The following is a 13,758-nucleotide window of genomic DNA, read 5'->3' on the forward strand; positions in this document are numbered from 1 at the left end:
GGCGGGTGAGCGACCACTTCGCCCTCGTCCCGGCGTCCTACGTCTACCTGCTCCGCGAGTCGTCCGGCGGGACGGAGGTGCTGCTCCAGCGGCGCGGGCCGGTGCCCTACATGCCCGGCCACTGGGCGGCGGGCGCCGCGGGCCACGTCGAGCCCGGCGAGACGGCGTACGACGCCGCCCGGCGCGAGGCGCTCGAGGAGCTCGGCATCACCGACCTCGAGCTCGACTTCGTGCTGACCATGCAGCGCAGCCAGTTCGGGCCGGCGATCGAGGAGCGGGTGGACTGGTTCTTCACGTCGCGGTCGTGGACCGGCGAGCCGCGCATCGTCGAGCCGGAGAAGTGCGCCGAGCAGCGCTGGTGCCGCCTCGACGACCTGCCCGAGCCGATGGTGCCGCACGAGGCGCACGCGCTGGCGCACCTGTTCTCCGGGGTCGGCTACCTCACCTTCGGGTGGGACGCCCCTCCGCCCGGGGGTGGCCCGGGCGGGACGGGCGAGGCAGGATCACCCGGATGACAGGGAGGGAATCGATGACCGACGAACAACTGAGCCCGATGCCCGAGCCGTACTCCGAGGAGCCGCAGCTGGTCCCCGGTGGGATCGACGCGCTGCAGGAGGACCCCGCCGACGCGGGCCTCGCGCGCGACCTGGACCCGGACGAGAACCCGGCCGTGGACGACGTGCTGCCCGACGAGATCGCCGAGCCCGACGAGAAGCCGCAGGCGCCCGAGGGCGAGGCGGAGGACAAGGAGTCCGACACCCCGCGTGAGGAGGCCTCCGGGGAGCCCACCGCCGGCCAGCAGGCCGAGGACGGGTCCCCCGAGCCCCCCGCCTGACCACATCGTGGAGGATCCGAGTCACCTGGTGGCTCGGATCCTCCACGCTCCTGTCGGAGTCCCCGCTCGAGCGGGGACTCCGACAGACCTCGACAGACCTCGACAGACAGGCACCGCGCTCATGCCGCCCGCTCGAGCGCACATCCACCGCCGCACGACCTGGCCGGCGGCCATCCATCCCGCTCCAGCAGCGCCGAGACCTTGGCCGCGGTCGAGCACGGCCGGCCGACGACCTGCCCCCACGTGAGGCGTACGGTGTCGCGCCCCTCGACGGCCGCGTCCAGGTCGCGCTCGAAGTCGCGGTCGCGCTGCTCGGCGGTGTCGTGCCACAGGCGTCCGTCGAGTTCGAGCAGGCGCAGGCCATAGGACGCGTCGCGATAGACCACGCCCGTGACGGTGCCGGCGCGCTGCTGTCGCTCGGCGCGCGGCAGCCCGTGGGGACGTTCGACGCGGGTGACGAAGGCGTGCTCCAGGACCGAGCACGACCCGTCGGCCACGTCGCGCAGGACGGCGTCAAGGAAGTCGCGGCGCGGGGCCCGAGCGCGGTGGGCGAGGGCGTGCTGCAGGCGTACAGCCGTGGTGTGGCGACCCTGCACCGCGCGGGCGACCGCTCCGACCGCCGCGAGATCGCCGACCGTGCCCAGTGCGACGTCGAGCGCCGCCTCCTCGTAGCGCAGTCGAGGCGGTCCGAGGTTCCAGCCGACCCGGTCGCGGAGCAGGAAGGTGCGCGTGACGCGTACCCCCTCCGGCGCGACCACCCGTCGGCTGCGCGGGACCACGACGTGGATCGGGCCGGCGTCGCCGTCCGGACGCCCGGGGCCGTCCGCCGCCCGCATCGCTGAGACACCCGCCAGCGCCGCGCCGAGCTCGACGCCCGCGACGCCGCGCGGACTCGCGCAGGCGAGCACCGCGCCCCAGGCCCGCTGGACCCACACGGGGTCGCCGGTGTGGGCGACGTACACGCCGGGGTGCAGCGGCGCCAGCTCGCGGCGGCGCACCATCCGGCGCAGGTCGTGCGGCAGCAGGCCCGCGCCCAGTGCCTGCGCGCGGGAGACGACCCCGTCCTGGGAGGCGAGCAGGGAGTCCAGATCGAACACCCGACCACGCTCGACGACCGCGCTCCTCGGCGCGACCCCCTCCGCCCGATCTGTGGATGAGGCGATCGTGGAGGATCCGGGTCACCTGGTGGCTCGGATGCTCCACGCTCCTGTCGAAGTCCCCGCTCGAGCGGAGACTCCGACAGACGACAGCCGACAGACGACCAGACGACAAGCGGGCGGGCGAGCGGCGGGCGGGCTCAGCCGCAGGCGGGAGCGGGGGGAAGCGGGGCGGGGACGCCGACCGCGGGCATGCCGAGCCCGACGGAGGCGGGAGCCGCGGGGGCGGACGTACGCCGCTCCCAGGCGTCGCCGGCGCGGGTGCGGCGCACGGAGCGGATCGGACCGTCGGCGACGAGGTGGTGGGGCGCGGCGTAGGTGATCTCGACCTCCACCATGTCGCCGGGGCGGACGGAGTCGTCGGGCACGGCCGAGAAGTCGGCGGCGAAGTGGACGAGCCGGTTGTCGCGGGCGCGACCGGACAGGCGCTTGGTCGCGACGTCCTTGCGGCCCTCGCCCTCGGCGACCATCAGCTCGACGGTGCGGCCCACGATCGCCTTGCTCTCGGCCCAGGCGACCTCCTCGACCACCTCGATCAGGCGCTGGTAGCGGTCCTTGACGACGTCCGGCGGCACCTGGTCCTCGAGCACGGCGGCCGGGGTGCCGGGGCGCTTGGAGTACTGGAAGGTGAAGGCGGCGGAGAAGCGAGCGGCGCGGACCACGTCGAGGGTGGCCCGGAAGTCCTCCTCGGTCTCGCCGGGGAAGCCCACGATGATGTCGGTGGTGATCGCGGCGTCGGGGATCGCGGCGCGCACGCGCTCGATGATGCCGAGGTACTTCGACTGGCGGTAGGAGCGGCGCATGTCGCGCAGCACCTTGTCGGAGCCCGACTGCAGCGGCATGTGCAGCGACGGCATCACGTTGGGCGTCTCGGCCATCGCCTCGATGACGTCGTCGGTGAACTCCGCCGGGTGCGGCGAGGTGAAGCGCACCCGCTCGAGCCCCTCGATCGAGCCGCAGGCGCGCAGCAGCTTGGAGAACGCCTGGCGGTCGCCGAACTCCACGCCGTAGGCGTTGACGTTCTGGCCCAGCAGGGTGATCTCGGTGACGCCCTCCGCGACCAGCGCCTCGACCTCGGCGAGGACCTCGCCGGGGCGGCGGTCCTTCTCCTTGCCGCGCAGGGCGGGGACGATGCAGAAGGTGCACGTGTTGTTGCACCCGACCGAGATCGACACCCAGGCGGCGTACGCCGACTCGCGCTTGGTGGGCAGCGTCGAGGGGAAGACCGACAGCGACTCGAGGATCTCGACCTGCGCCTCCTCGGCCACCCTGGCCCGCTCGAGCAGCACCGGCAGCGAGCCGATGTTGTGGGTGCCGAAGACGACGTCGACCCACGGCGCCCGCTGGGTGATGGTGTCGCGGTCCTTCTGCGCCAGGCAGCCACCGACGGCGATCTGCATGCCCGGCCTGGCGGCCTTGACCGGGGCGAGGTGACCGAGGTTGCCGTAGAGCTTGTTGTCGGCGTTCTCGCGCACCGCGCACGTGTTGAAGACGACGACGTCGGCCTGCTCGTCCGCCGCGGCGCGGACGTAGCCCGCGTCCTCGAGCAGGCCGCTGAGCCGCTCGGAGTCGTGGACGTTCATCTGGCACCCGTGGGTCTTGACCTCGTAGGTGCGTGCGGGGGTCTCTGCGACGGTGCTCATGACCGTTCAAGGGTACGGCGGCGCGCGGGGGCGGGGGCAATCGCGACGAGGACCCCGCGCCCGCCGCGGCACCGTGCCTAGGCTCGCGGCATGCCCCGCATGCACGCGCTCGAGCTGCTGCCGGACGAGACCGGTCGCGAGGCCGTACGCCGGGACTGGCAGGCGCTGCGCGACGCCGGGCTGCCGTCGCAGCTCGACCACCGCGGGTCGACCAACAGCCCGCACGTGACGGTCGTCGCGGCCCCGGCGCTCGGCGGGGACGACGAGCAGCGGGCCAACGACCTCCTCGGGCCGTTGCTGCCGGTGGAGGTCCGCGCCTCGGGGCTCGCCCTCCTCGGCGGCAGCCGGGTCTCGCTGGTCCGGGTCCTCGACGTGCCGGACGCGCTGGTGCGCGCCGTGCTCGACCTGCGCTCGCGGGTGCGTGACGTCCAGCACGTCGGGTGGCTCCCCCACCTCACGCTGGCGCGGCGGATGGCACGAGCCGACGTGGGCCGCGCGGTCGGCGTGCTGGGCCACGAGGACGTGGTGGTGACCCTGTCGTCGCTGCGCCGGTGGGACCCCGACGCGGGAATCGTCACCACTCTGTGATGGTCCCCGGGGGCCATGCCTGATGGTCCGCGCGGGCCACCTGCCGATAGGTTGCCCCCATGACCGCGCAGCAAACGGCCACCGTCAGCGCCGGCCGGGGCGAGCCCCTCGTCGTGCTGAACGGCGTCCAGAAGTACTTCGGGCAGCTCCACGCACTCCGCGACATCGACCTCACCGTGACGCGCGGCGAGGTGGTCGTCGTGATCGGCCCGTCCGGGTCCGGCAAGTCCACCCTGTGCCGCACGATCAACCGGCTCGAGACCATCGACGAGGGCACGATCACCCTCGACGGCTTGGACCTGCCCCAGGAGGGCAAGGCGCTCGCCGCACTGCGGGCCGAGGTCGGCATGGTCTTCCAGAGCTTCAACCTCTTCGCCCACAAGACGATCCTCGAGAACGTCACCCTCGGGCCGATCAAGGTGCGCGGCATGAGCCGGGCCGCGGCCGAGCAGAAGGCCCGCGAGCTGCTCGAGCGGGTCGGCGTCGACCACCAGGCCAACAAGTACCCCGCCCAGCTCTCCGGCGGCCAGCAGCAGCGCGTGGCCATCGCCCGCGCCCTGGCCATGGAGCCGAAGGTGATGCTCTTCGACGAGCCGACCTCCGCGCTCGACCCGGAGATGATCAAGGAGGTCCTCGACGTCATGGTCGACCTCGCCGAGCAGGGCATGACGATGATCGTCGTCACCCACGAGATGGGCTTCGCCCGCACGGCCGCCGACCGCGTCGTGTTCATGGCCGACGGCGCGATCGTGGAGGAGAACACCCCCGAGGAGTTCTTCATCCACCCGCGCTCGGACCGCGCCAAGGACTTCCTGGGCAAGATCCTCAAGCACTGAGGCCTTCCCCGCCCTTCCCCGCCCCTCCCCCCGCAGCTCCCCACCCGGAACCCACCGACGGCCTCGGGGCCGCGAACCAAAGGAGAACAACGCATGAGATTCATCAGGACGAAGGCGGTCATCGCCACGGCGGGACTCGCCCTGTCGCTGGCCGCCTGCGGCGACGCCGGCGAGGACACCGAGAGCGCCGAGGTCGAGGTGACCGAGAACGCGGCCGACAACTTCGACGACGGCACCCGGATGAAGGAGCTTGCCGAGGACGGCAAGATCAAGATCGGCGTCAAGTACGACCAGCCCGGCCTCGGCTTCAAGGACGCCGCCTCCGACGTGCCCACCGGGTTCGACGTGGAGATGGCGAAGGTGCTCGCCGCGAGCCTCGGCATCGACCCGGAGACCGACGTCGAGTGGGTCGAGACGATCTCCGACAACCGTGAGCCCTTCCTGGAGGACAACACCGTCGACCTCGTGCTGGCGTCGTACTCCATCACCGACGAGCGCCGCCAGGTCGTCGGCCAGGCCGGCCCCTACCTCGTCACCGGCCAGCAGCTGCTGGTGAAGGCCGACAGCGACATCGACGACGTCGCCGACGTCAAGGGCAAGGAGGTGTGCTCGGTCACCGGGTCCACCTCGCTCGACAACATCGAGGCCGAGGGCGCCAAGCCGGTCGGCTTCGACACCTACTCCGAGTGCGTCGAGAAGGTCCTCGACGGCACCGTCGAGGCGATGACGACCGACGGCACGATCCTCGCCGGCTACGCCGCGCAGAACGAGGGCGAGCTCAAGGTCGTCGGCGAGGAGTTCTCCGAGGAGCGCATCGGCGTCGGCTACTCCCAGGACTACCCCGAGATGTGCCAGTGGATCGTCGACACGATCACCGAGGCCTACGACGACGGCACGTACGAGGAGGCGTTCAACGCCACCCTCGGCCCCTCGGGCGTCGAGGTGCCCGAGCTGCCGGAGATGGACTCCTGCGAGTAGTACCCACTTGACCGGATCCCGGGCCTGCCGTCCTCGGCGGGCCCGGGGCCGTGTCTCCCACCGGGCCCCGAGCTGAGGCCGGGCCCGACCGAGAGAGGAGTGGCGTGAACGCCGTCCTGGACAACTTCGACCTGGTGCTGAGGGCCTTCGGCTACACGATCTTCCTCTTCCTGGTCTCCGCCGTGCTCTCGCTCGCGCTCGGCACGCTGCTCGCCGCCATGCGGGTCGGCCCGGTCTCGGTGCTGCGCATCTTCGGCACGGCCTACGTCACGCTCGTGCGCAACACCCCGCTGGTCATGATCTTCCTGTTCTTCCAGCTCGGCGCCGGCAAGATCTTCGACGCCCTCCGCTTCACCTGGGTCGACATCCACATCGGCCCCTTCGACTTCACCTCGTTCTTCAGCGCCGCGGTCGCCTCCCTCAGCCTCTACACGGCGGCCTTCGTGTGCGAGGCCATCCGCTCCGGCGTCAACGCGGTGCCCCTCGGGCAGGCCGAGGCGGCCCGCGCGATCGGCCTGCCGTTCACCGGCGTGATGTCCCAGGTCGTGCTGCCCCAGGCGATCCGAGCCTCGGTGCCGCCGCTGGCCAGCACCCTCATCGCCCTGCTCAAGAACACCTCGGTCGCCGGAGTCTTCGGCGTGATCGAGGCAGTCGGCCGGATGAAGGGCTTCACCAACGACTACGCCGACCAGCGCTGGGGCATCTTCATCGCCTTCGCGATCGGCTACGTCATCCTCGTCGAGATCATCTCCCTGGTCTCGACGATGCTCGAGCGCCGTTGGAAGGTGGCCTGACATGAGCACCGGAGTCCTCTTCGACGCCCCTGGGCCCGCCACCCGCGCGCGGCACCGCACCTACAGCATCATCGCCGGCGTCGGCGTCGTCGCCGCCCTCGCCTTCGTCGTGTGGCGCCTGCAGGCCACCGGCCAGCTCGAGTACGACAAGTGGGAGCCGTTCCTCACCCCGCGCTACATCGAGGCGATCCTGGTCGACGGCCTGCTGATCACCCTCCAGATGGCCTTCAGCGCCGTCATCGGCGCCGTCGTGTTCGGCGTGCTGTTCGGCGTGGGCAAGCTGTCGGACCACGGCTGGGTGCGCTGGCCGTGCTGGCTCGTCGTGGAGTTCTTCCGCGCGGTGCCGGTCATCATGCTGATGATCTTCTGCTTCTACGCGATCTTCGGCGGCATGGACGAGCTCAGCCGCCGCACCTACTGGTCGGTCGTGCTCGCGCTCACCCTCTACAACGGCGCCGTGCTCGCCGAGGTCTTCCGCGCCGGCATCAACGCCGTGCCGAGGGGTCAGGCGGAGGCGGCGTACGCCATCGGCATGCGCAAGACGCAGGTCATGACGATCGTGCTGCTGCCGCAGGCGGTCAAGATCATGATCCCCGCGATCATCAGCCAGATGGTGGTGGCCCTCAAGGACACCAGCCTCGGCTACGCCGTGGCCGGCCTCGGCCTCACCCGGATCGCCAAGCCGATCTACCAGAGCTTCGGCAACCACGTCCCGACGATCATCGTCATCACGGCGATCTACGTGGTCGTCAACCTGCTGCTGACGTGGCTGGCCACCTGGCTGCAGCACAAGTTCGTCGGTGAGAAGAAGGTCCTCGAGGTCAGCATGGTGGGCGAGTCGACGGCCGAGGCCAAGCCACTGGCCTAGCCACCTGAGTGCGCCCGCCAGCGCCGTGCGTCCGCGGATCGGCGGAGGTGGCCCGATCCCGGGGACATCGGCTCAGCGGCGCTGGAGCACCTCGACGCGGTTGCCGTGACCGTCGCGGGTGTGGAGGCGGACGTGGCCGGGGAACGAGTCGCGCTCCCGCTCGTCGACCTCGAAGCCGAGCCCCTGCAGCCGTGCGGAGACCTCGGCCAGGTCGTCGACGACGAAGGCCGGGTGCGCCTTGCGCGCCGGCGCGAACGGGTCCTCGACGCCGACGTGCAGCTCGGCCGCCACCGCGCCCGCGTCGTCGTACGCCCGGAACCAGCAGCCGCCGCGGGCGACGAGGTCGGCCGGCTTGTCGACCTCGCTCATGCCGAGCGCGTCGGCGTAGAACCGACGCGCCGCCTCCTCCCCTCCGGGCGGGCAGGCGACCTGCACGTGGTGCAGCCGCATCAGACCAGCACCCCCGGAGCCTTGCGCGCGACCACGAAGATCCGGCGGAACGGCAGGATGACGCGGCCGGAGTCGTCGGCGGGGTAGGCCGCGCGCAGCAGCGCCTTGAACTCGTCCTCGAAGTGCGAGCGCAGGTCGTCGGGCAGCGCCAGCAGCGTCGGCCTGGCTCCGGTGCCCGAGACCCAGTCGAAGACGGGGTCCGGGCCGGTGAGGACGTGGAGGTAGGTCGTCTCCCACACGTCGACCTCGCAGCCGCGGTCGAGCAGCACCCGGGCGTAGTCGTCGGGGTCGTGGCTGGCCGGCACCCGCACCCCGCGCACGTGCTCCGCGTACGGCGATCGCGCGGCGAGGTCGGCGCGCATGGTGTGGCTGGGCTCGTCGAAGTTGCCCGGCACCTGGAACGCGAGCCACCCCCCGGGCTGCACGCGGTCGAGCAGGCCCGGAAGGAGCTCGAGGTGGTCGGGGATCCACTGGAGCGTGGCGTTGGAGACGAGCACGTCGATCGGCTCGCGCAGGGCCAGCGGGTCGGGCTGGGCCCAGTCGCGGAGGTCGCCGACCTCCCACTCGATGCCGTCGAGGGCGCGGGCGGCGGCGATCATCTCGGGGCTGCTGTCGACGCCGATGACGCGGGCGCCGGTCCACCGGTCGGCCAGCAGGGCGGTGAGGTTGCCCGGCCCGCAGCCGAGGTCGACCACGACATGGGGGTTCTCCGCGGGCACCCGCGCGAGCAGGTCGACGAACGGCCTCCCGCGCTCGTCGGCGTACGCCAGGTAGCGGTCGGGGTCCCAGCTGTGGCTCATGTCGTGTGTCCTCCTCGCTCGAACGCCGGGCGTCCAGTGGCGAACGGGTCGCCCGTCCGACCGTCCCATACCCGGCGGATCTCGTCCGTAACATATCTTGATGTCGAGATAGTTCACCCTCTCGCCCGAACAGTCTCGATGTCAAGATTCTCGACCGATCTGGCACGATGTCCTCCATGCGTGACGAGGTGGACGACCTGGTCGAGGCCTGGGGCCGCGAGCGCGGCGACCTGGACCTCGCGCCCGTCGAGGTCTTCTCGCGCATCAGCCGGCTGGCCCGCCACCTCGACCTGGCCCGCCGCGACGCCTTCACCGCCCACGGCATCGAGTCGTGGGAGTTCGACGTGCTGGCCGCGCTGCGCCGCGCCGGCCAGCCCTACGAGCTCTCCCCCGGCAGGCTGCTGCGCGAGACGCTCGTGACCAGCGGCACGATGACCAACCGGGTCGACCGGCTCGCCGGCCGCGGCCTGGTGGAGCGGCTCCCCGACCCGCACGACCGGCGCGGCGTGCTCGTGCGGCTGACCGCCGACGGCAAGGCCGCCGTCGACGGGGCGTTCGAGGCGCTGCTGGCGGCCGAGGCCGACCTGATGTCGGACCTGTCCGACCGCGACCGCACCGAGCTCGCCGCTCTGCTGCGCTCGCTGCTCGCGCCCTTCAGCTGACCTGGTGGGGAAGTCTGACACCTGGAGGGGGTTGCAACCGCCTCCAGGTGTCGGAGTCCCCGCTCGAGCGGGGACTTCGACAGGAGGGCCCGGACCCGGCTACTCCACGACCTCGGAGGCCTCGAGCCACTCCAGCTCCAGCTCCTCCTTCTCGGCGGCGAGCTCGCCGAGCTGGGCGCCGACGCGGGCGAGGAGGTCGTAGTCGGACAGGTTGGCCTCCATCTCGGCGTGGAGCTCGGCCTCCCGCTCGGCGATGCGCTCGAGCTGCTTCTCGACCCGGGCCAGCACCTTGCGGGCGGCGCGGTCCTCGGCCGAGCCGGGCCGGGCCCTGGCAGCGACGTCGGGCGAGGGCGTACCGGCGGGTGCTGACGAGGACCCAGCAGAGGACGCAGCGGAGGACGCAGCGGTGGACGGCCCGGCCGACGGGGCCGCCGGGAGGGCCGCGCGGCGCTCGAGGTACTCCTCGACCCCCCGGGGCAGCATCGAGACCTGGCCGTCGCCGAGCAGGGCCCAGATCGAGTCGGTGACCCGCTCGAGGAAGTAGCGGTCGTGGGAGACGACGACGAGCGTGCCGGGCCAGGAGTCGAGGAAGTCCTCGAGGACGTTGAGGGTGTCGATGTCGAGGTCGTTGGTCGGCTCGTCGAGGAGCAGCACGTTGGGCTCGCTGAGCAGCAGCTTGAGCAGCTGGAAGCGTCGCCGCTCGCCACCCGACAGGTCGCCCAGGCGGGCGGTCAGCCGGTCGCCGGTGAAGCCGAAGCGCTCGAGCAGCGAGGTGGCGGTGACCTCCTGGCCGTCGAGGGTCTTGCTGACGCGGCGGATCGACTCCACCGTCGGCAGCACCCGCGCGTCGGGGTCGATCTCGTCGAGCGCCTGGGTGAGGTGCTGCATCTGCACCGTGCGGCCGTGCTTGACCCGGCCCACGTCGGGGGCGAGGGTGCCGGAGATCAGCGAGAGCAGCGAGGTCTTGCCCGCGCCGTTGACGCCCACGATGCCCACCCGGTCGCCGGGACCGATGCGCCACGTGGCGTGCTCGAGCAGGCGCCGGTCGCCGCGGGACAGGTCGACGTCCTCGATGTCGATGACGTCCTTGCCCAGCCGCTGGCTGGCGAAGCGCTGCAGCTCGATGCGGTCGCGCGGCGGGGGCACGTCGTCGATGAGCGCGTTGGCGGCCTCGATGCGGAACTTGGGCTTCGACGTACGCGCGGGGGCGCCGCGGCGCAGCCAGGCGAGCTCCTTGCGGGCGAGGTTGAGCCGCCGCGTCTCGGTGGCTGCCGCCTGCCGCTGGCGCTCCGCCTTGGCCAGCACGTAGGCCGCGTAGCCGCCCTCGTAGGCGTCGACCGCGCCGTCGTGGACCTCCCACGTGGTCTGGCAGACGGCGTCGAGGAACCACCGGTCGTGGGTCACGACGATCAGCGCGGACGGGAGCTGGACGAGGTGCGCGGCGAGCCAGGCGACGGCCTCGACGTCGAGGTGGTTGGTCGGCTCGTCGAGCACGATCAGGTCGTGGCGCGAGAGCAGCAGGGCGGCCAGGGCGCACCGACGGCGCTCGCCGCCGGACAGGCCGACCACGGCGCGGTCGAGGGTGACGCCCGCCAGCAGCTCCTCGACGACCTCGCGGGTGGTGGCGTCGGCGGCCCACTCGTGGTCCTGCCGGCCACCGAGCACCGCCTCGCGGACGGTGTGGGTGTCGACGAGCTCGTCGCCCTGGTGGAGGTAGCCGATCTCGATGCCACGGGTGCGCGAGACGCGTCCGGAGTCGGGCTCCTCGAGGCCCGTCATCACCTCGAGCAGGGTCGTCTTGCCGTCACCGTTGCGGCCGACGACGCCGACGCGCTCGCCCACCGAGATACCGAGGGAGACGTCGTCGAGCAGGGGCCGTACGCCGTAGGACTTCGAGACGCGCTCGAGGTTGATCAGGTTCGCCATGTCCGGGCGATCCTCTCAGGTGCACCCCGCTCGGCACGGATCGGCGCACGCCCCCCTCACGGGCGCTGCGTGAGGGGAACGCCCGACGGCGTCAGGAGTCCGACTGGCCGCCGGCCGCGGAGGACCCCTCGCCCAGGGTCGGCGTGGCCGAGCCGTTGGTGCCGGAGTACTTCTGTATCAGCGACTCGACGTCGAGGCCGGTGGTGGCCTTGAGCATCTCCATGGTCTGCACGAGGTTGTTGGTCACCTGCTTGGGCAGCTCGCCGGCGCCGTCGGCCGAGATGACCGTCAGCTTGTCGATGTTGCCCATCGGGCGAGCCAGCTCGGCGGCCACCTTGGGCATCACCTCGATGAGCATCTGGAGCACGGCGGCCTCGTTGTAGCCGGCGAAGGCGGCGGCCTTCTTGTCCATGGCCTCGGCCTCGGCCTGGCCGGCGGCGAGGATGGTGGCGGCCTGGGCCTCACCCTCGGCACGGAGCGCGTCGGCCTCGGCGACGCGACGGGCCTTCTCGGCCTCACCGCGCTTGGCACCCTCGATGGCCTCGGCCTCGGCGAGCGCCGAGCGACGCGACTTCTCGCCCTCACCGGTCAGGCGGGCCTTCTCGGCCTCGGCCTCGGCGTTGGCGATCGACGACGCCTTGCGGGCCTCGGCCTCGAGGATGGCGGAGGCGCGACGGCCCTGCGCCTCGGTCTCGACGCGGTAGCGCTCGGCGTCGGCGGGCTTGCGGACCTCGGTGTCGAGCTGGCGCTCCTTGAGCGCCGCCTGGTGGACCGCGACCTTCTCCTGCTCGAGCAGCACGGCCTGGTCGCGGTCGGCCTGGGCGAGCGGCCCGGCGGCCGCTGCCTGGGCGTTGGCGGCGTCGGTCTCGGCCTTGATCTCGGCGTTCTTGAGCGCGAGGGCGCGCTGGGTGACCGCGATCTCCTGCTCGGCGGCGATGCGCGCCTGCTCGGCCGCCTGGCGGGCGTTGGCCTCGGCGATGGAGGCGAGCTGGTTGAGCTTGGCGGCCTCGGGACGACCGAGGTCGGCGAGGTAGGAGCCGTCGTCGGTGATGTCCTGGATCTGGAAGGTGTCGAGCACCAGGCCCTGGCCGGTGAGCGAGGACTCGGACTCCTCGGCGACGCGCTGGGCGAAGGCGGCGCGGTCGCGGATGATCTGCTCGACCGACATGGAGCCGACGATCGAGCGCAGCGCGCCGGCGAGGACCTCCTGGGTGAAGGTCTCGATCTCGCCCTGCTGGCTGAGGAAGCGCTGGCCCGCGGCGCGGATCGAGTCCTCGTTGCCACCGACCTTGACCAGCGCGACTCCGTCGAGGTTGAGCTTGATGCCCTGTCCGGACACCGCGCCGCGGATCTGCACCGAGATCCGGCGCGAGGACAGGTCGAGCGTCGCGAGGCGCTGCACGAAGGGGATGACGAACACGCCCCCGCCCATGACGACCTTCTGGCCCGACAGGTCGGTCGAGATCTCACCCGTCTCCGGGTTGCGCACCTCCCCCTTGCCCTTGCGTCCGGTGACGATGAACGACTCGTTGGGCCCGGCCACCTTGTAGCGCGTGGTGACCAGCAGCGCCAGCAGCACGAGGAGGACGACGAGGCCGATCACCGCGGTGATCACCGGGGACAGTCCGAACATGGGCAGGGCTCCTAGGAGGGCGTGAGGTGGGGTGGTGCGAGACGAGAAGGGCTGGCTTCAGGGAAGGAAGAGCGGCTCGACCTGGACGGCCGTGGGCGAGATGACCTGGGTGACGCTGACCTGCGTGCCGGCCGGCAGGGCGACGCTCGAGCGGGCGTTGAGGCGGGTGAGGTGGCCGCCGACCGTCAGCGAGACGACACCGAAGCCCCCCTCGGGGATCGCGCTGACCACTTGGCCGATCCGCTCGAGCATGTCGGAGGTGCGCACCGAGTCGCCCTCGCCGTCGCCGTGGAGGAACCGTGACGCCCGGGCGGCGAGCCAGCCGAGCAGGACGCCGAGCACGAGGCCGACGACGACCGCGAGCGAGGTCGACCCGGTGGTCTCGAGGGCGATCGCGCCGCCGAAGCCGAGGGCGCCGAGGAAGCCGGCGAGGGCCTCGGTCGAGAAGAGTCCCGCGCTGAGGCCCTCGAGGGCGCCGTCGAGGACGTCGCCGAGGACGAGCGTCACGAGCAGCAGCAGCACGCCGACGCCGCCCACGACAAGGAACACGGTCACGATGCCTCCCCCAGGCGATCAGTGCGACGTCGT

Annotated in this window: 15 protein-coding genes; 8 read left to right on the top strand and 7 right to left on the bottom strand. The window is 72.0% G+C overall.

Translation table 11 applies throughout. The features are described from left to right. The first annotated feature begins 5 nt into the window (after positions 1-5). Entirely contained in the window at positions 6-515 is a 510-nt protein-coding gene (locus AC54T2_RS01320; RefSeq protein WP_496665321.1) for an NUDIX domain-containing protein, read from the top strand. Positions 516-529: 14 nt separating this feature from the next. Beyond that, positions 530-835, top strand: a complete 306-nt coding sequence (locus AC54T2_RS01325; protein ID WP_489975168.1) for a hypothetical protein — start codon at positions 530-532, stop codon at positions 833-835. Between the two features lie 119 nt (positions 836-954). Here the strand turns inward: AC54T2_RS01325 and AC54T2_RS01330 are convergent, their stop codons facing one another. Further along, complete coding sequence (locus AC54T2_RS01330) at positions 955-1,932, bottom strand: type IV toxin-antitoxin system AbiEi family antitoxin domain-containing protein (RefSeq protein ID WP_206054433.1); 978 nt, start codon at positions 1,930-1,932, stop codon at positions 955-957. 200 nt (positions 1,933-2,132) lie between these two features. After that, positions 2,133-3,635, bottom strand: coding sequence for a tRNA (N6-isopentenyl adenosine(37)-C2)-methylthiotransferase MiaB (miaB, locus tag AC54T2_RS01335; protein WP_489975170.1), 1,503 nt, complete (start codon positions 3,633-3,635; stop codon positions 2,133-2,135). A gap of 90 nt (positions 3,636-3,725) precedes the next feature. Here miaB and AC54T2_RS01340 point away from each other — a divergent pair, with 90 nt between their 5' ends. From AC54T2_RS01340 to AC54T2_RS01360, 5 genes are all read left to right on the top strand, one after another. Beyond that, entirely contained in the window at positions 3,726-4,223 is a 498-nt protein-coding gene (locus AC54T2_RS01340) for a 2'-5' RNA ligase family protein (RefSeq protein ID WP_489975171.1), read from the top strand. 59 nt (positions 4,224-4,282) lie between these two features. Next, complete coding sequence (locus tag AC54T2_RS01345; RefSeq protein ID WP_496665322.1) at positions 4,283-5,059, top strand: amino acid ABC transporter ATP-binding protein; 777 nt, start codon at positions 4,283-4,285, stop codon at positions 5,057-5,059. A gap of 93 nt (positions 5,060-5,152) precedes the next feature. Continuing rightward, the gene (locus AC54T2_RS01350; RefSeq protein ID WP_496665323.1) at positions 5,153-6,037 is read left to right on the top strand and encodes a glutamate ABC transporter substrate-binding protein; all 885 of its coding nucleotides are present in this window, start codon (positions 5,153-5,155) and stop codon (positions 6,035-6,037) included. A 104-nt stretch (positions 6,038-6,141) separates the two neighbouring features. Further along, complete coding sequence (locus AC54T2_RS01355) at positions 6,142-6,831, top strand: amino acid ABC transporter permease (protein ID WP_186339160.1); 690 nt, start codon at positions 6,142-6,144, stop codon at positions 6,829-6,831. A gap of 1 nt (position 6,832) precedes the next feature. Continuing rightward, complete coding sequence (locus AC54T2_RS01360) at positions 6,833-7,699, top strand: amino acid ABC transporter permease (RefSeq protein WP_186339161.1); 867 nt, start codon at positions 6,833-6,835, stop codon at positions 7,697-7,699. A 72-nt stretch (positions 7,700-7,771) separates the two neighbouring features. On the opposite strand, the gene AC54T2_RS01365 is transcribed toward AC54T2_RS01360, so the two are convergent. Together AC54T2_RS01365 and AC54T2_RS01370 are read right to left on the bottom strand one after the other, a co-directional pair. Beyond that, on the bottom strand, positions 7,772-8,149 hold the full coding sequence (locus tag AC54T2_RS01365) for a VOC family protein (protein WP_186339162.1): 378 nt from the start codon (positions 8,147-8,149) through the stop codon (positions 7,772-7,774). Then, a complete protein-coding gene (locus tag AC54T2_RS01370) occupies positions 8,149-8,949 on the bottom strand; it encodes a trans-aconitate 2-methyltransferase (RefSeq protein WP_496665324.1) in 801 nt (266 codons plus the stop codon). Before AC54T2_RS01370 ends, AC54T2_RS01365 begins: the two co-directional genes overlap by 1 nt. A gap of 176 nt (positions 8,950-9,125) precedes the next feature. On the opposite strand from AC54T2_RS01370, the gene AC54T2_RS01375 reads away from it, so the two are divergent. Further along, positions 9,126-9,611 carry a MarR family winged helix-turn-helix transcriptional regulator gene (locus AC54T2_RS01375; RefSeq protein ID WP_186339164.1) on the top strand — a complete coding sequence of 162 codons (486 nt, stop codon included), beginning with the start codon at positions 9,126-9,128 and terminating at the stop codon, positions 9,609-9,611. 99 nt (positions 9,612-9,710) lie between these two features. Here AC54T2_RS01375 and AC54T2_RS01380 read toward each other — a convergent pair whose 3' ends face one another. From AC54T2_RS01380 to AC54T2_RS01390, 3 genes are all read right to left on the bottom strand, one after another. Next, positions 9,711-11,537, bottom strand: coding sequence for an ATP-binding cassette domain-containing protein (locus AC54T2_RS01380; protein WP_489975176.1), 1,827 nt, complete (start codon positions 11,535-11,537; stop codon positions 9,711-9,713). Positions 11,538-11,628: 91 nt separating this feature from the next. Then, positions 11,629-13,170 (bottom strand): flotillin family protein, encoded by a 1,542-nt coding sequence (locus tag AC54T2_RS01385; protein ID WP_186339166.1) that lies wholly within the window; start codon positions 13,168-13,170, stop codon positions 11,629-11,631. A gap of 57 nt (positions 13,171-13,227) precedes the next feature. Continuing rightward, positions 13,228-13,725: an NfeD C-terminal domain-containing protein gene (locus AC54T2_RS01390; protein ID WP_489975177.1), complete on the bottom strand. Its 498-nt coding sequence runs from the start codon at positions 13,723-13,725 to the stop codon at positions 13,228-13,230. Positions 13,726-13,758: the final 33 nt, after the last annotated feature.

The organism is Nocardioides sp. Z35_8 (assembly GCF_059621125.1).